Here is a 15,822-nt window from a genome sequence, read left to right on the forward strand (position 1 = left end):
ACGATGAAGATCATGACGGTGCTGGGTACGAGACCTGAGATCATACGGCTCAGCCTGATCATCTCCAAGCTGGACCAGTACGCGTCCAAACATATTCTGGTGCATACGGGACAGAACTTCACGGAAAGTCTCAGCGGTCTCTTTTTCAAGGAAATGGGCCTGCGCGCACCGGATTACGTTCTTCAGGATGAAGCGGCCACTCTGGGACGACAGCTATCCTCGATGTTTACGCAGATGGAAGATCTGATATTGCAGGAGAAACCCGATAAATTGCTGCTGCTCGGCGATACCAATAGCGCATTATGTGCAGTATTGGCTGAGCGCATGGGTGTTCCTGTTATTCATATGGAAGCAGGCAATCGTTGCTTTGACCTGGATGTGCCTGAGGAGAAAAATCGTAAGGTTATTGATGCCATCTCCACCGTTAATATGCCTTACACGGAACAGAGCAAGAAACATTTGGTCAGCGAAGGGGTACCAAGCAGGCGCATCGTGCTAACGGGCAATCCCATCTATGAAGTCATGCAGCACTACGACGCGCAAGTAAGTTCCAGCAAAATACTGAAGAAGCTCAAGCTGAAGTCTGGGCAATACTTCCTGGTTACTGCCCATCGAGCTGAGAATGTGGATCATGCCCCTCATTTGCTGGAGATTATGAAAGGACTGAACCAGGTCGCAGAGGAACACGGGTTGCGTGTGATCTGCAGTATTCATCCGCGTACAGCGATCCGGATTGCGGAGCATCTGCATCTGGAGATGAACCCGCTGGTGGAGTTTCACGAGCCGTTTGGATTCTTCGACTTTGTAATGCTTGAACGTCATGCACGCTGTGCACTTACGGATAGCGGTACCGTGCAGGAGGAGTGTTGCATTATGGGCGTGCCGACCGTAACGATGCGTCGAACTACCGAGCGGCCGGAAACGGTCGATTGCGGCAGCAATGTAGTCTCCGGTCTGGATGCCGCGCGCATCGCTGATTGCGTGAAAGTCATGACAAAGATGTCTAGCGACTGGGATTGCCCGCAAGGTTACAAAGCCACAGATGTATCCAGTAAAGTGGTTAAATTTCTGCTTGGAGGGAAAATGCATGTTTGAAAATAAGCGTATACTCGTGACTGGCGGTACGGGATCATGGGGTTATGAACTTGTGGCTCAACTACTGCCCCAGCAGCCCAAAGAAATTATTGTATATTCCCGGAACGAGTCTAGCCAAGTGGCTATGAGTCGTGAATTTGAAGACCCGCGTCTTCATTTCCGGATTGGAGATATTCGTGACAAGGACGCCTTGACGGCGGCTTGCCAGCATGTGGACTATGTATTTCATCTGGCTGCGCTCAAGCATGTTCCGGTGTGTGAAGACCAACCGTACGAAGCACTCAAAACCAACGTGATTGGTACACAGAACGTAATTGAGGCTGCTATTGAGAACAAGGTGGAAAAAGTAATCTATATCTCGACTGACAAAGCTGCCAATCCGTCCAACTTCTATGGCATGACAAAAGCGATCGGCGAGAAATTAATTGTATATGCAAACTTGTTACACAGCGATACCAAGTTTGTTACGGTACGGGGCGGGAATGTACTGGGAACAAACGGAAGTGTGGTACATCTGTTCAAGAATCAGATCCGCCAGAAAGGGCAGGTCTCCATCACGGATATGAGTATGACTCGATTCTTTCTTACGCTGAAGGATGCAATTACCTTGCTGTTCAAAGCTTCGGTGGAAAGTGTCGGCGGAGAGATCTTTGTCATGACGATGCCTACCTGCAAAATCGTTGATCTCGCGGAAGTACTGATTGAGGATTCCGGTGTGGAGAATGTGAGCATTGTAGAACGGGGCATTCGTCCAGGGGAGAAAATCCATGAAATATTGATGAGTGAATTCGAGAGCATGACCACCGTTGTCTACGATGAGCAGTACCTGGTAATTCTTCCTACCCTGGGCATACCGGGCCTGCGTGAACATTATACCAATTGTCCTCCGGTCTCCTTTAACAGTTTCAGTTCTGAACACCAACTCATGACCAAAGAGGAGATTCGTGAAATTCTGAAACGCGGAGGATTCTTGTCATGAAACTGCTGATACTTGGTGGAAACGGAATGGCCGGCCATATTTTGGTCGACTATTTCCGCCGTCAAGGTGTACACAGCGTCTTCTACACATCTCGGGATGTAACAGACCCCAATGGTCTGCTCCTGGATGTGAACGACAGCTTCATGGTTGATCGATTGGTAGAAGCTGTGCACCCGGATGTGATTATTAATGCTGTAGGTGTGTTGAACAACTTCGCAGATGAGGACAAAATTACTGCATATCATATTAATGGTTTCCTGCCACATCGTCTGCGGCGGGTTGCAGATACGATTGGTGCACGCCTGATTCATATCAGCACGGACTGTGTGTTCAGTGGAGAACGGGGAGCATACCGGGAAGATGATGTTACGGATGGGACTTCAGCTTACGCTATCACCAAAGCACTTGGCGAAGTTCAGGATGAAGGTCATCTGACGATCCGTACGTCCATCATTGGACCCGAGATTCGCCAGGGCGGCATTGGTCTGATGCAATGGTTTATGTCCAGCACAGGTGAAGTTGGGGGGTATACCCGCGTATTTTGGAACGGTGTGACCACCCTTGAGCTGGCCAAATGGGTAGACCATTACCTGGCCTCATCGGTTAGTGGTCTGATCCACTTAGCTCATCCGGCACCTGTCAGCAAGCATGACCTGCTTGTATTGTTCAAGCAGACCTGGGATAAGCAGGATGTGACGATTGTGCGTGATGACAGTGTAGTGCAGGACCGTACGCTGGTGTCCACTCGCGAGGATGTGAAGACAGACCTGCCGGATTATTCTACAATGCTGAAGGAGTTGGCATTATGGATGGAGCAGAGCTGAGAGGCAAAAAAGTGCTGATTACAGGCGCTTCCGGTTTTACCGGGCGACATGCCGTATCTTATTTTCGGGAAGCGGGTGCAGTGGTTGCAGCGGTAGTCCGGAGGCCGGATGTGTATTCATTCGGTAAAGGTGCACAAGTCCATGTCTGTGATCTGAACGATAAACAGCAAGTACGTCATCTGATCGGCGAGGTGCAGCCCGACTATGTGCTGCATCTCGCTGGCAAAAATTCAGTGCCTGATTCGTGGTCTGATCCACTACTGGTCCTGGAGACCAATGTGATGGCCGTGCTGTATCTGCTGGATGCGCTTCGCAGTTGTCCGACAGCACGAACCGTTATTGTAGGATCGCGGTTAAAATATACGCCGGAACCTGGCCAGATTCCCCAGCCTCCGCATCCATACAGTCTCAGTAAAGCGCTGGAAGAGATGGTGTCCTTGTCGTGGATGTCGCTCTTCGGACAACAGATCATGCTGGCGGAGCCAGGCAATCTGATTGGTGCGGGTCCTTCCACAGGCATCTGTTCACTGCTTGCACGCCATGTTGTTGCCTGTGAGCAGGCGGGCAAAACCGAGGCATTCCGTCTGTCCGGACGGGACAATACCCGTGACTTTCTGGATGTGCGGGATGCCGTCAGAGCGTATGCGACCCTCCTGGTACACGGGTCCAGCGGTACAGTATACCCGGTGGTGTCTGGAGTTGAGCGCAGTCTTGGTGAAATTGCAGATCTGCTGTTATCCATGACAGAAGCGGAAGTTCCTGTTCGCTGGGATGGGGCATCTTCTGGTCCAGATGGTTCGGGGAAACAGGAGGAATTATCACTGCTGCGCAAGCTTGGCTGGCAGCCGATGATTCCATTTGCCACATCACTTCAGGATATCCTGAGTGATGTTCGTGTCCAGCAAGGGAGGACGACAAGTTGAATCCGAGAGTATCCATTGTCATTCCATTCTACAACTGCCCTTATGTGCCTCAGGCGATTCAGAGTGCGCTGAACCAGACGTATCCCGATGTGGAAATCGTTGTTGTGAATGACGGTTCAACCCGGCATGCAGAGTTGCTTCAACCCTATCTTCCTTATATTAATGTGCTTGGCAAAAGCAATGGCGGGACGGCTTCGGCACTTAATCATGGCATCCGCCATGCCTCTGGTGATTATGTAGCCTGGCTCAGTTCGGATGATTATCTGTATCCGGATAAAATTCGTTATCAGCTGGAGTTTATGCAACGCGAGAATGTGCTCGTCTCACATACAAACTTTCACTATATCAACGAGCATTCGGCAGTTACCAGAATGCATGGTGGGCCTGAACCGATGTCGGATATGGATTTACTACGACGGTTTGTTAACGGCAATCCAGTGAATGGTTGCACGGTCATGATTCGCAAGGATCTCTTTAGCGGAGTGGGGCTGTTCGATGAACTTCTTCCCTACACCCATGATCTGGATCTCTGGATGCGTATTGTACTGAACGGTCATCGGTTCCCATACCTGAATGAACCGCTTACTGCCTATCGGTGGCATGGGGGAATGGGATCGGTACGTCATGCGGATGTCATCGGCAGAGAGGCATCCATGGTATGGTCCAGATATCGGGAACCGCTGTTGCAGCGAATAGCGACGCTTGGCGGGTAGCGTAGGGAGGGCAGTTAAGAAAGCCAAAAGATGGCTGATTAACGCCCTCTTTGCGCAGCATTTTACCTAAGACAGTAAGAGGAGGGGAAGGCCCGAATGGAGCCAAAAGTATCGATCGTCATTCCTTTTTACAATTGTGCTTATATCGAGCAGGCTGTTCACAGTGCCATTCACCAGACGTATCCGCATATCGAGGTCATCGTGGTGGATGATGGGTCAACCGAGCACGTGGAGCGGCTACAGCCATTCATGGATTCCATCCGCTATATTCGCAAAGAAAACGGTGGAACCGCGACAGCATTAAATGAGGGCATCAAGCAGGCAACAGGGGATTACTTTGTTTGGCTCAGCTCAGATGATGTGATGCTGCTGGATCGGGTGGAGAAGCAACTGAAGTTTATGCGCGAGGTTAAGGCTTCATTCTGCCATGGTGCCTACCATTATGTGAATGAGAAGAGTGAATGGTTGGATACGGTGCATCCGGAAGTGGGAAGTCGTCTGGAGATGTTGCAGGTACTGCTGGAAGGTTGTCCGATCAACGGCTGTACTGTCATGTTAGAGATGGAAGCATTCGAGCGGTTTGGACTGTTCGACACTGATTTTCGCTACACCCATGACTATGAGATGTGGATGAGGCTGTTTCCAATGTATGAGCTGTTCTACTACAATGAACCTCTGATGTGTTACCGATTGCATGAGTCAATGGGAACCAAACGTCACTTCAAGGCACTGGTTGCCGAGATGGAAAAAGTTCAAGAGAAGCATCGGCCTATTCTGTTTAACTTACTTCAGGTTGGCGGGTACTGGAAGTAGATGGATTTGGCAACGATGGCTGAATGGAATAGGTGTTAAATGGACAGGAGAGCACCCTTATGAAACGCTTTTTAAGTGTTATAAGTGGAAGCTCTTTTTTTGCTTTATGGACAGATACGTGGACACAAAGGGTGATCGATTGCTGAAGTCTCTGTATAATGAAATGATTCATACACGGAAGGGACTGGACTATGCGCAGATATCAATATCTTAAACCCAACTATTAATAAACTAATGGAGGTAAGAGTATTGATTACAGAGTTATACACAGAACGGTTATATTTGCGAAAAATGAACGTATCGGATGCGGCCAGCTTGTTTAAAATTTGGTCTGATCCGGATGTAACTAGATTTATGAATATCACTCATTTTACGGATGAAAATCAAGCTATAGCCATGATTAATCTTCTGAATGATCTTGCTCAGGAAAACAAGGCCATTCGTTTCTCTATCCTTGTGCAAGAGTCCAACGAAATCATAGGTTCATGTGGTTATAATGCACTGGATTTTGACAATCTCAAAGCAGAAATTGGGTATGACATTGCCAGATCACACTGGGGGAAAGGATATGCTACGGAAGCGATCTCTTCTTTATTAGCTCATGCATTCTCGACTATGAAGCTGAATCGTATTGAGGCAAAGGTTGACCCCGATAATGTGAATTCTATCAAGCTATTACAAAAGCTCAATTTCACATATGAAGGTACTCTCAGAGCATACGAGAGGGTAGGCGAAACGTTCAGTGATCTGAATATGTATTCCAAGTTGGCGACAGATTAGAGAGATCTGTAGTAGCGTGTCCTCGGTCTGTTAGAACACATTTGAAGCGAACAAGGGGTGTCCTCAGTCATTCATATGACAGATGGGACACCCCTTGTTTGATATTTCGATATGTTATATGAAGACGGCATGTCACTGGACGACTCAATCTTTTGAATTCATGATTGCCATCGATGCAGGATCGGGAAATATATATCCTTTAGGCAACTTTTTCATCAATTCATTCATTACAGCGTAATCCACGTTGATGTGAGGTGTGGAAACTGGAGTCGAAAACCAGCGATTGTATAGATCACTTGGTACAAGTAACGTCATATCGTATGTCCTCCTCTGTAAATGGCTTCTTGGTAGACTTGAAATGTACGAAATCCCATCACTTCCAGTGAACGGTGTTGTTCAGCCCAGGCTTTCGCCGCTGCACCCACTGTTCTTCGGGTAACATCATCCTCAAGTAGTGCATCCAACAGTTCACGGAGCGAGTCGACATCCTGCGGAGGAACAACCCATCCCGTACGTCCAGGTTCAACCATCTCGGGCATGCCGGCTGTGCCACTGACGATAACAGGTATACCCGCGAGTTGCGCTTCGGTAACGGAGAACGGCTGGGTGTCCTGCAGGCTGGGTTGGACATAGATGTCTGCATGGCGCAGGAAGGAAGGAATATTGTCCAGCTTGCCCCAGAACACAACATCGGCTCCAATACCCGTTGACGCGGCCTGTGACCGCAATTCGTCGGTTAGATTGCCTTCTCCTGCGATCCAGCAGACCCAATCGGAACGTTTATTTTTCAGACTGGCTAAGGCCTTGATTAACACATGAACGCCCTTGATGTATTCAAGTCGTCCGGTAAAGGCAATGACTTTCTTGCCCGCAGGTGGTCGCTGGCGGAACTTTACAGCTGCTGAGGCACGGTAGGCTGGGAGATCTACAGCATAGGGAATCTGTCTGAACTTTGATTCAGGAACGGCAAGCTCTGTAAGCGTACTCTTGATCCAGTGGCTTGACACGAGAATGAGCTCGGACTGTGCTGCACTTCGCTCTTCCAATGAGAGAAAATAACGCCCACGCTTGGATTGCAAATATGAAGGGAGAGTAAGCTGTGGGTTGGAATTTTGAGCATCGTAAAAGGCTTCGCGTGCAAGAGCGCCATGATAGCTTGTAACCAGTGGGATATTGCGGTTCAATATGCGTTTTATGGCTACGGCAGCTACCGGATCTTGCGCATGAATAACGTCATAGTCCTCCACCCCCAGATAAGCGGCTGCCATCTCGAATGCATATCTATTCAGTTCATAATAAGCGAGGAGAGGATCGGCAGTGAATTGTGGCAGATCAGTCGGATTGAGTTTGGCTTGCAACATGGGCCACACCTTATCCTTGGAGAAAGCTCGGTTCAGATTACGAACATATACTTCGTTATTGGCACCATTTGTGCCCATGATATCAACCTCTACACCAAGTGCGATTAACCTGTCGGCCAGTTGTTTAACATATGTCCATATGCCTCCCATATGTGTAAGCTCCCAATACGTAACGAGCAGAACTTTCATAGCTACCTCCTTGTCACGGCCTGCACCGGCCGAGCTTCTATCCTTTTATTCTATGAAAAAAGAGGACCGGAAGGTCGGGCATTTCCGTGTAATTGGTCGAAAATGGGTGAATGCAAATGGCAATGGACGAGAGGAAGCATATCCTATGTACAGGAAGGTTCGTGTGCTCCGAAGGAGGGATCTACAGTGGCGGTATATTTACTTGAGATTCATGAGAATCTGTTACAGACATTTGTTCCCGTCAAGTACATGGATGTGGAGTTGGCCTATGTGGGCGGCGAGGAAGGGACGGATGTATTTGTTGGTGGAGCCAGTATTCACGGAGAACTGTATCGACACCTTTTTCACCTAACGCCAAATTCGGGGGGAGCGGGCGGTAATCAGGTCATTCATAATCTGGATGTGTCATCCGAGCCTTATGAACTGAGGATCATCAGCAACAGTTCTTCACCGAAGCATCTGGTTATTCGAATATATTGCAGAAGTATTCACGGTCAGACATTGGGCATACTGTCAGAATATCAGATGATGAAGCTTGCAGATTGATATGGACATCATTGCATAATCATGATTAACCAACGTGTGGAGCAGGGAAGGTGCCTGTTCCATTTTTTTGTGGTGCATCCATAGTAGAATTGTCTGAAAAAATAGCTTGACAGCAAAGGTATTTTCATTAGAATTAGATCAGTATTAAATGAAAGTTTAAAACGACGATTTAAAACGATAGTTTGAAATTAGTCGTCAATATAGGCTGAGTGAGACGCATGGCTAAACCTGCGATCTTCTGGCTGGAAAAGAGTGTGGAGAACGTGAAAGAGCAAACAGCAGTATCCCAGGAGCCCGCAGAGTTTTCAATCAAAACAATTATACTGCCACTCCTGGCTATTATCGTCGGTATGATCATGGTTATACTGGACAGCACGGTGGTGAACGTGGCCATTCCGAATCTGGTTCAATATTTCGAGACGGATCTTAAAACGATCCAATGGACGGTTACGGGTTATACCCTGGCTTTGTCTGCAGTTATTCCACTGGCAGGCTGGTTAACGGACCGGTTTGGTGCCAAAAGAGTATTTCTTTTCACGATTGCCATGTTTACCTTGGGTTCTGTATTATGCTCGATCGCTCAATCACCTGAGCAATTAATCATTTACCGTATCATTCAAGGCCTTGGTGGAGGCATGGTTGCTCCTATTGGTATGGCGATGGTCTTTCGTCTGGCTCCGCCTGAGCGAAGAGGTTCCATCATGGGGATGCTGGGAATTCCGATGCTGCTTGCCCCTGCATTGGGTCCGGTGTTGTCCGGGTGGTTTATTGAATCACTGAGCTGGCACTGGATCTTCCTGATTAACTTGCCCATTGGTATTGCAGCTTTCATTCTATGTATCAAGTTTTTGCCGGATACAGATCGTGGACGCACACCTGCACTGGATCTCCTCGGCATGATTCTGGCGCCAATTGCGTTCTCGATGCTGGCTTACGGTGTGAGTGAGGGTGGAACGAGCTGGACGTCTGCAACAACTTTGACGGGTGTCATTGTGGGTGGTGTAGCGCTCATTTTGTTCATTATTGTGGAGCTTCGTCATCAAAATCCTTTGCTCGAACTCCGGGTATTCAAATCATCTGATTTCTCACGGGGAATTATTCTCGCATGGGTGTCACAAGTGGCGCTGTTCGGTGCGATGATCCTGATCCCGCTTTATTTGCAGCAGATCAAAGGGTACACTGCACTGGAAACAGGATTGATTCTACTGCCACAGGCGTTGGCTTCCGGAGTGGGTATGCCTCTTGGTGGTCGGTTGTTTGATAAAATCGGTGCTAGACCTCTGGCCTTCGTGGGTCTGGGTATTATCTCGGGAGCATTGTTTATTCTGTCCTCCATCACGGCAGAGACAGGTCTTGGCCTGATTATAACGGCTCTGGTCATGATGGGGCTGGGTATGGGCTTGTCCATGATGCCACTCAATACGCATGTATTAAATGCTGCACCGCGTAAGTTGGTTGGACGGGTGACACCGCTCACGGCGGCTGCACAGCAAGTGGTCGTGTCCTTTGCGGTTGCAGGGCTTACAGGCTTCCTGACTTCAAGAATCGCAGACAATACAACGAGTACAGAGCCGACCGCTATCGTGCATGGTTTGGTGGCTGGTTTCAATGATACGTTCTTCCTTGCCGCTTGTATTGCATTGTTCGGATGTTTGCTCAGTCTGATTCTGCGCAAACCTAAGCCGATGCCGAAAGAAGAGCTTCAAAATGGCGATAAGCCTGATCCCGCGATGATGATGGGACACTAAGACTCTATAAAAACCATACTAAGGCAGTTCAGAGAAATTTTGCTGAACTGCCTTTTTGCTATGCTCAATGGAAAATTCGCAGTGCTGTCATCATTTCACGGAAAGAAATCGCATATCGATCTGGTGAAAAAGACAAGCTCATATGCTGTCTGCCCTGAATGCGAATATACTCACGCAGTTTCTTGTTATTCATGAGGTCCCTTGCTTCGGCTACAGCGGCCTCTACATTTCCAATTGGATAAAACTTCCCAGTCTTATTATGTGTGATAAATGAACGCACACCATCCGAATCCGTGCTGAGCACCGGGCAGCCACAAGAGATGGCTTCAGCGACGGCATAACCGAATCCTTCAAGCAGGGAAGTGGATAACATGATGCCCCCTGAAGCGGCAATCATGGAATAATATGCAGGCATCTGAGAATGAGGAACATTGATAAAGATGCCAATCCGATCCTCAAGCCCGTATTCTGCCAGCATGTGCCGGAACATGACTTCATCTTCTGGATTAGCCAAAGTTGGATCGTGGAATAACCATAGTCTGGCTTCCGGATTTTTTTTGACGATTTCACTCGATATGATTAGATATTCACGCCAGTTTTTGTTGTGTTCAAGTCGTCCTACCCAAGCCAGCACCGGATAGGGTGGGGTATCCACCAAGATTGGTGCGAAGGTGTCCGTATCCAGCATGTTGGGAATAACAAACCGATGAAGCCAAGGGCAGATATGAATGAACATATCCAGCAGGTGGTCTGTGGGAGGTATAACGGCAGCATCACAATGAGCTTGGAGGTATGGGACACCCATCTGTATCGTTTCCAGAGCTTGATCGCGTGCTCCGAGTCCCTGCGCTTCAAAAATAATTCGTCCGGTATAACCAAGTCCTCTCAAACGGCCGGGCATAGCGATGTCTGAAGTGGCAATGATGGCATCATAATGATGAGTATGGATGATATGATGGATATCCTCGTCACTGGACGCGGTGAAAATGGGTGTATCACTGTTGTTCTGCAATCCCGAGCCTGTGCTGAGATACAATAGGTGCGCTTCAATGCCATGGCGTTTCAGAACAGCGGTGCGCAGTCGATTTAACGTATCCACGCCACCGCTCGGAACATAAAACGTGAATAATACTTTCACACGATTCACCCTCTGACTTTTGGTCAGGAGCACATTCTCCTGTACTCTATGTTACGTTGGCTTTAAGCGCAGGGTGTGGGTGTTGGTCAGAATGTTCACATTTTGGACAAAAATTTTTAAGCTGTCTTTTAAGTGTCATTAAGCTGAGGCTAGGATAGCTCACGTAATATACAAGGAACTTCCCGTGCCCATCATCTATTACATAAGTTCAACGTAACATTTACACGATAACGGAGAGGGCAGAAATAACTTGAAGAAGCGAAGCGGTCACCTTTATCAGCGGATTTTTCCTTCTGAATGAAGGAATCAAAAAAATCTGGGGATAACAGTGATCGGAAGGTTATTCTGCCATCGGAGTGCAAGTGTAAATATTTTCAGTTGAATTTATATAACGAACGATGCTGCACGGGTATTTTAACGGGAAAGGATGAATGATGTGCTCGAAGTGAAACAGGTCAGCAAAGTTTACGAAGGGCAACGCGGCGTACATCAACTGGATTTCACCATGGAACGTGGTGAGATTGTTGGCTTTCTCGGACCCAATGGTGCCGGAAAAACAACAACGATGCGTATGATTACGGGTTATGTGCATCCAACCGCGGGTTCCATTATGGTGGATGGGGTATCGGTGCATGAGCAGGGTCAGCGTGTTCGTTCCAAGATTGGGTATCTGCCTGAAACGCCGCCACTCTATCCGGATATGACCGTGCAGTCCTATCTTAAATTCGTAGCCAATTTGCGAGATGTCCCGGCACGTGAGGTTAAGCTGCGGATCAGTGAGATGGTTAGCAGACTGGGACTTCAGGGTCGGGAAAGGCAAATGGTACGTGGGTTATCCAAAGGATACAAGCAACGCCTCGGGTTAGCAGGAGCCATTATTCACAAGCCGGATCTGCTGGTTCTGGATGAGCCAACATCGGGCCTTGATCCAAATCAGATTATTGAGATCAGAGATCTGATTCGAGAACTGGGGGAGAACCATACGGTGCTACTCAGTACGCATATTTTGCCTGAAGTGAGCACGCTCTGTAATCGAATGTTGATCATCAATCAGGGACAGCTCGTGCTGGATGGTTCACCTCAGCATTTCGGATCAGCAATGGGGGATCAGTTCAAGGTATCGATAGAAGTGAAGGCCACTGCGGAGCAATTACATAATGTGCTGACACCATGGGAGAAGGTGCGGAGTGAAGTCATTCAAGCATTGGATGTGAATACCGCCAAAGATACTTCACTTACTTCAGATTCAGCGGATACGGTTAAAATGCTGCTTACTGGAGAAAACTCGGAAGATTTCCGGGAGGAGCTGTTCTACCTTTTGTCAGGTGCAGGATTACCGATACTGGAGATGAAGAAGGAGAACCTGAGTCTGGAGCAAATCTTCCTGAAGCTGACCACAACCGAGGCAACAGACACAGACGCAAATTCGGACATCGACTCGTCGAGTATATCGGGAACATCAGTTAGTACAGCAGCCGATGCTTCGCCCCAAGCTCGCAAAGGGGAGGACTCCAAATGAGACGAATGATGGCGGTATGCAATAAAGAGCTGCAAGCTTATTTTCTGTCACCAACGTCCTATTTTGCTTTTGCCGTATATGTACTGATGACCAGTCTGCTGTTCTATTCAAGCTTTGTATATTACCAGCCGAGTATTGTTGATTATCGTCTCGTGTTGGGCGATACGTTGTCCATGCTGCTATTTGTCGTGCCATTGTTAACGATGCGACTGGTTGCAGAGGAATTTAGACAGGGAACGGATGAATTGTTGCTGACTTCTCCGGCACGAGTAACAGAAATTATTTTTGGCAAATATCTTGCTTCTCTGGCCATTCTGGTCGTGCTCATCCTGTGCAGTCTGGTGTACCCTTTCATCATGTCATTCTATGGGACATTGGATATGACGACGGTATGGATGTCTGCGCTGGGGTTATTTTTCCTGGGCGGAAGTATGATGGCGATTGGACTGTTCGCTTCTACATTATCCCAGCATCAGATGGTGTCTGCGGTGGCGGGTTTTATTATTTTACTCGTTTTGTGGATGCTTGATTCATTCGCAGGCAATACAGGTTCTGCTTTGCAACAGTGGCTGGACCCGTTTGCTCTGACCAACCGGTTCGACAGCTTCATGAAAGGTGTGCTTAGTGGGCCGGATATCTTGTATTATGTCACCCTTTCGGGTGTGTTTCTGCTGTTAAGCATTCAAATTGTGGAACGGAAGCGGTGGAGGTGAGAAGATGAAAAAATGGTTAAGTCATACCAACAGTACCGTGCTGTCCGTAGCGGTGATTGGCATCTTTATTTTGCTAACACTGTTCCTGAATTCACTTGGCGGCTTCCAGCTGGATCTGACCTCGAACAAACAATACACGTTATCTGACCAGTCCCTTACTGCGATCAAAAATGTGAAGGATGACGTCAACATTCTGGTGTTAACGGTTGAAAATGCCAACAACGCCGTCCTGAACCGTGAGGTCACGGATATGGTTGAGGAATACACGAAACGCAATAGCAAGCTGAAAATAAAACAATATAATCTGACGCAGGAACCTGCGCTTGCATCCAAATATGGCATAACAGGCAGCTCCATTGTGCTGGAGCAGGGAGATCAACACAAAGTGATTGATATCGCCAGTCTGTTCACCGCGACAGGTGACGGAAGTGATGGATCATATCAGTTCACAGGTGAGGAAAAACTTACGCAGGCGCTCATGAACATGTCATCCACGGAGATGCACAAAATGGTCTTTTTGACTGGACATGAAGAGTTGAGTCTCGCTCAGATGACTACGCTGCAATCCTCCTTGGAACAAAATAATGTGCAGACGGAAGAGTTACAGCTGAATCAAGCTGGCAAGGTTCCAGAAGATGCAGATGTACTCGCCATTATTGGTCCACAACGTGATTTCAGTGATACGGAAATGAAAGCCATTCGCACATATCTGAGTAATGGAGGCAAGCTGTTATTATCCCTCGGATTTGTAGAAGATATGAAATCCAGTTGGAAAAACATCGATGCCCTCATGGCTGACTATGGCGTCGTTGATGAGCATGCGGTCATGGTGGATAATCAGCAAGCCAGTACGATGGGGCCACTCTGGGTGGTGCCGGAGTATGGTACACATGCAATTACGGACAAACTCGCTGCGAGCCAATTGTATCCGATGTTGTCGCTGTCGATTGCGTTGACCAGCAAAGAACAGGATAAATATACCCTTTCACCGTTAATTCATTCTTCGAATGACAGTTATGGGGAGACGAATATCGGCGGCTTATTGCAGAATGAAACAACCAAAGATGCCGAAGAGGACATTCAGGGACCCGTTGAATTAGGATATGCAGCCGATACGACGGATGGTAAACCGAAGGCGGTTATTCTGGGCTCGTCCATTTTCATGCAGGATTCGGAAATTGCGAATGGCGGCAATCGGGACTTTATTTTGAATACGGTAAACTATTTGAGTGAGAAAGAAAATGGTTTGACGATTCGCCCACGGGTGCAAGCCGGGTATGAGATGGCATACCTGAATGGCGAACAGGCCAGAACGATTTTCTTCGTGGCTATTGTAGCATTCCCACTCATCTTTGTTATCATTGGTGTACTCTTATGGTGGAGGCGCAGACGAGTATGAGAAAATGGGTCCCAACGATTCTGGTGGTCATCGTACTAATTGTGGGCTGGGTGTACGCGGCCAGTCAAAATTATTTTCGGGAAGAAGAAGCGGTTCAAGCCAAGTTGCTTGGTATTCAATCCGGGGATGTTCAATCTATTACAATACATGACACAACGGAGGAGACATCCGATGTAGCAGCAACTTCGACTTTAACGCTTGAAAATGGCGTATGGCAGATGGTTGAGCCAAAAGCCTATCCTCTGAACGGTTACAGTGTAAGCAGCTGGCTGGATGCTCTGAGTGATGCAAATCAGGAACTGGTGGTGGAAGAAGCGCCGAAGGATCTGAATAAGTACGGATTAGGAACAGATGCTAGACGTATGGATATCAAACTCAAAGATAATCGGGAGATCAAACTGGCTATTGGTGGCCAGCTTCCAGCAGATGATGCACGTTATGTGCGTGTTGATTCGGGCCCTGTGGTTGCCGTGCAGACAGAGGCGATTACCAGCATAGCTTTGTCTCGTCGTGATTTGTTGGACACTACACCTTTCAATATGGATGAGACAAATGTTGGGTCTCTGGAGTGGGAGGGTGAGGCAGCTACCTGGATGTTAAAAACGACATTGGAGAACGATGCGGCAGAACAGACCTGGACACTGAATGGAAAAACGATTGAAGCCACAGATGCCGTATCTCTTATCGGCAAAATCAAAAACTTGTCGACAGCAGATGATGTGCGTAAAGCGTCTGAGCTGAAGAATTCGGTTCCACGATTCACCCTGTCTGTTGAACAGACGGTCAATGGGCAACAAGTTCGAGATGTGTATCGGGGACTTACGGTGCCATCCGAACCTAATCAGATCTGGGTCATTACGCCGGATGGTCAATGGGCATATGGCATGGATACGACAAGTCTAACGGAAGCCGAGAAATTTCCGGATACAATTAAAGCATCTACAACTTCTTCGGAAGAATCATCGAGTTCTGCAAATGACGAAACATCAACAGACGGGAAATGAGCGGGGCGGAAGATAAGTGATATTGTTGTGTTGAAATGCAAATATGATTTCGAGGCAGTGCTGCGAACAAGCAGCACT

General features: G+C 47.9%; 16 protein-coding genes. 13 read left to right on the plus strand and 3 right to left on the minus strand.

All coding sequences use genetic code 11. The features are described from left to right. Positions 1-3: 3 nt before the first annotated feature. The 7 genes from wecB to C170_RS01130 all read left to right on the plus strand — a co-directional run bounded on the left by wecB (position 4) and on the right by C170_RS01130 (position 6,127). Positions 4-1,095 carry a non-hydrolyzing UDP-N-acetylglucosamine 2-epimerase gene (gene wecB, locus C170_RS01100; protein WP_036605946.1) on the plus strand — a complete coding sequence of 364 codons (1,092 nt, stop codon included), beginning with the start codon at positions 4-6 and terminating at the stop codon, positions 1,093-1,095. Continuing rightward, positions 1,088-2,074 (plus strand): polysaccharide biosynthesis protein, encoded by a 987-nt coding sequence (locus tag C170_RS01105; RefSeq protein ID WP_017692517.1) that lies wholly within the window; start codon positions 1,088-1,090, stop codon positions 2,072-2,074. Before wecB ends, C170_RS01105 begins: the two co-directional genes overlap by 8 nt. Then, positions 2,071-2,898 carry a dTDP-4-dehydrorhamnose reductase family protein gene (locus C170_RS01110; protein WP_036605842.1) on the plus strand — a complete coding sequence of 276 codons (828 nt, stop codon included), beginning with the start codon at positions 2,071-2,073 and terminating at the stop codon, positions 2,896-2,898. The genes C170_RS01105 and C170_RS01110 overlap by 4 nt, the downstream gene beginning before the upstream one ends. Further along, positions 2,880-3,821: an NAD-dependent epimerase/dehydratase family protein gene (locus tag C170_RS01115; protein WP_036605843.1), complete on the plus strand. Its 942-nt coding sequence runs from the start codon at positions 2,880-2,882 to the stop codon at positions 3,819-3,821. The genes C170_RS01110 and C170_RS01115 overlap by 19 nt, the downstream gene beginning before the upstream one ends. Next, positions 3,818-4,534, plus strand: a complete 717-nt coding sequence (locus C170_RS01120) for a glycosyltransferase (RefSeq protein WP_036605844.1) — start codon at positions 3,818-3,820, stop codon at positions 4,532-4,534. The genes C170_RS01115 and C170_RS01120 overlap by 4 nt, the downstream gene beginning before the upstream one ends. 96 nt (positions 4,535-4,630) lie before the next feature. Continuing rightward, a complete protein-coding gene (locus C170_RS01125; RefSeq protein WP_036605845.1) occupies positions 4,631-5,347 on the plus strand; it encodes a glycosyltransferase in 717 nt (238 codons plus the stop codon). Between the two features lie 249 nt (positions 5,348-5,596). After that, entirely contained in the window at positions 5,597-6,127 is a 531-nt protein-coding gene (locus C170_RS01130) for a GNAT family N-acetyltransferase (RefSeq protein ID WP_036605846.1), read from the plus strand. A 144-nt stretch (positions 6,128-6,271) separates the two neighbouring features. On the opposite strand, the gene C170_RS31090 is transcribed toward C170_RS01130, so the two are convergent. Both C170_RS31090 and C170_RS01135 read right to left on the minus strand, forming a co-directional pair. After that, a complete protein-coding gene (locus tag C170_RS31090) occupies positions 6,272-6,442 on the minus strand; it encodes a hypothetical protein (protein ID WP_164783209.1) in 171 nt (56 codons plus the stop codon). Further along, positions 6,439-7,677, minus strand: a complete 1,239-nt coding sequence (locus C170_RS01135) for a glycosyltransferase family 4 protein (RefSeq protein WP_036605847.1) — start codon at positions 7,675-7,677, stop codon at positions 6,439-6,441. Before C170_RS01135 ends, C170_RS31090 begins: the two co-directional genes overlap by 4 nt. Before the next feature lie 186 nt (positions 7,678-7,863). Between C170_RS01135 and C170_RS01140 the strand changes: the two genes are divergently transcribed. Both C170_RS01140 and C170_RS01145 read left to right on the plus strand, forming a co-directional pair. Beyond that, positions 7,864-8,223 carry a hypothetical protein gene (locus C170_RS01140; RefSeq protein WP_036605848.1) on the plus strand — a complete coding sequence of 120 codons (360 nt, stop codon included), beginning with the start codon at positions 7,864-7,866 and terminating at the stop codon, positions 8,221-8,223. 218 nt (positions 8,224-8,441) lie between these two features. Continuing rightward, positions 8,442-9,971, plus strand: a complete 1,530-nt coding sequence (locus C170_RS01145) for a DHA2 family efflux MFS transporter permease subunit (protein ID WP_235200694.1) — start codon at positions 8,442-8,444, stop codon at positions 9,969-9,971. A 64-nt stretch (positions 9,972-10,035) separates the two neighbouring features. On the opposite strand, the gene C170_RS01150 is transcribed toward C170_RS01145, so the two are convergent. Next, the gene (locus tag C170_RS01150) at positions 10,036-11,109 is read right to left on the minus strand and encodes a glycosyltransferase family 4 protein (RefSeq protein WP_235193923.1); all 1,074 of its coding nucleotides are present in this window, start codon (positions 11,107-11,109) and stop codon (positions 10,036-10,038) included. A gap of 436 nt (positions 11,110-11,545) precedes the next feature. Between C170_RS01150 and C170_RS01155 the strand changes: the two genes are divergently transcribed. The 4 genes from C170_RS01155 to C170_RS01170 are packed head-to-tail and all read left to right on the plus strand — an operon-like array spanning position 11,546 to position 15,744. After that, entirely contained in the window at positions 11,546-12,628 is a 1,083-nt protein-coding gene (locus C170_RS01155; protein ID WP_036605850.1) for an ABC transporter ATP-binding protein, read from the plus strand. Next, positions 12,625-13,341, plus strand: coding sequence for an ABC transporter permease subunit (locus C170_RS01160; RefSeq protein WP_017692528.1), 717 nt, complete (start codon positions 12,625-12,627; stop codon positions 13,339-13,341). Before C170_RS01155 ends, C170_RS01160 begins: the two co-directional genes overlap by 4 nt. Positions 13,342-13,345: 4 nt before the next feature. Then, complete coding sequence (locus tag C170_RS01165; RefSeq protein ID WP_036605851.1) at positions 13,346-14,740, plus strand: GldG family protein; 1,395 nt, start codon at positions 13,346-13,348, stop codon at positions 14,738-14,740. Next, positions 14,737-15,744 carry a DUF4340 domain-containing protein gene (locus C170_RS01170; RefSeq protein ID WP_036605852.1) on the plus strand — a complete coding sequence of 336 codons (1,008 nt, stop codon included), beginning with the start codon at positions 14,737-14,739 and terminating at the stop codon, positions 15,742-15,744. The genes C170_RS01165 and C170_RS01170 overlap by 4 nt, the downstream gene beginning before the upstream one ends. Positions 15,745-15,822: the final 78 nt, after the last annotated feature.

Source organism: Paenibacillus sp. FSL H7-689, from assembly GCF_000517905.1.
Lineage (GTDB): Bacteria > Bacillota > Bacilli > Paenibacillales > Paenibacillaceae > Paenibacillus > Paenibacillus amylolyticus.

What these genes read in the sequence shown, in the direction of transcription:
- wecB (WP_036605946.1), top strand. Translation starts at nt 4, where the DNA reads ATGAAGATCATGACGGTGCTGGGTACGAGACCTGAGATCATACGGCTC.
- C170_RS01135 (WP_036605847.1), bottom strand. Translation starts at nt 7,677, where the DNA reads ATGAAAGTTCTGCTCGTTACGTATTGGGAGCTTACACATATGGGAGGC.
- C170_RS01110 (WP_036605842.1), top strand. Translation starts at nt 2,071, where the DNA reads ATGAAACTGCTGATACTTGGTGGAAACGGAATGGCCGGCCATATTTTG.
- C170_RS31090 (WP_164783209.1), bottom strand. Translation starts at nt 6,442, where the DNA reads ATGACGTTACTTGTACCAAGTGATCTATACAATCGCTGGTTTTCGACT.
- C170_RS01105 (WP_017692517.1), top strand. Translation starts at nt 1,088, where the DNA reads ATGTTTGAAAATAAGCGTATACTCGTGACTGGCGGTACGGGATCATGG.
- C170_RS01160 (WP_017692528.1), top strand. Translation starts at nt 12,625, where the DNA reads ATGAGACGAATGATGGCGGTATGCAATAAAGAGCTGCAAGCTTATTTT.
- C170_RS01170 (WP_036605852.1), top strand. Translation starts at nt 14,737, where the DNA reads ATGAGAAAATGGGTCCCAACGATTCTGGTGGTCATCGTACTAATTGTG.
- C170_RS01115 (WP_036605843.1), top strand. Translation starts at nt 2,880, where the DNA reads ATGGATGGAGCAGAGCTGAGAGGCAAAAAAGTGCTGATTACAGGCGCT.
- C170_RS01165 (WP_036605851.1), top strand. Translation starts at nt 13,346, where the DNA reads ATGAAAAAATGGTTAAGTCATACCAACAGTACCGTGCTGTCCGTAGCG.
- C170_RS01145 (WP_235200694.1), top strand. Translation starts at nt 8,442, where the DNA reads ATGGCTAAACCTGCGATCTTCTGGCTGGAAAAGAGTGTGGAGAACGTG.
- C170_RS01125 (WP_036605845.1), top strand. Translation starts at nt 4,631, where the DNA reads ATGGAGCCAAAAGTATCGATCGTCATTCCTTTTTACAATTGTGCTTAT.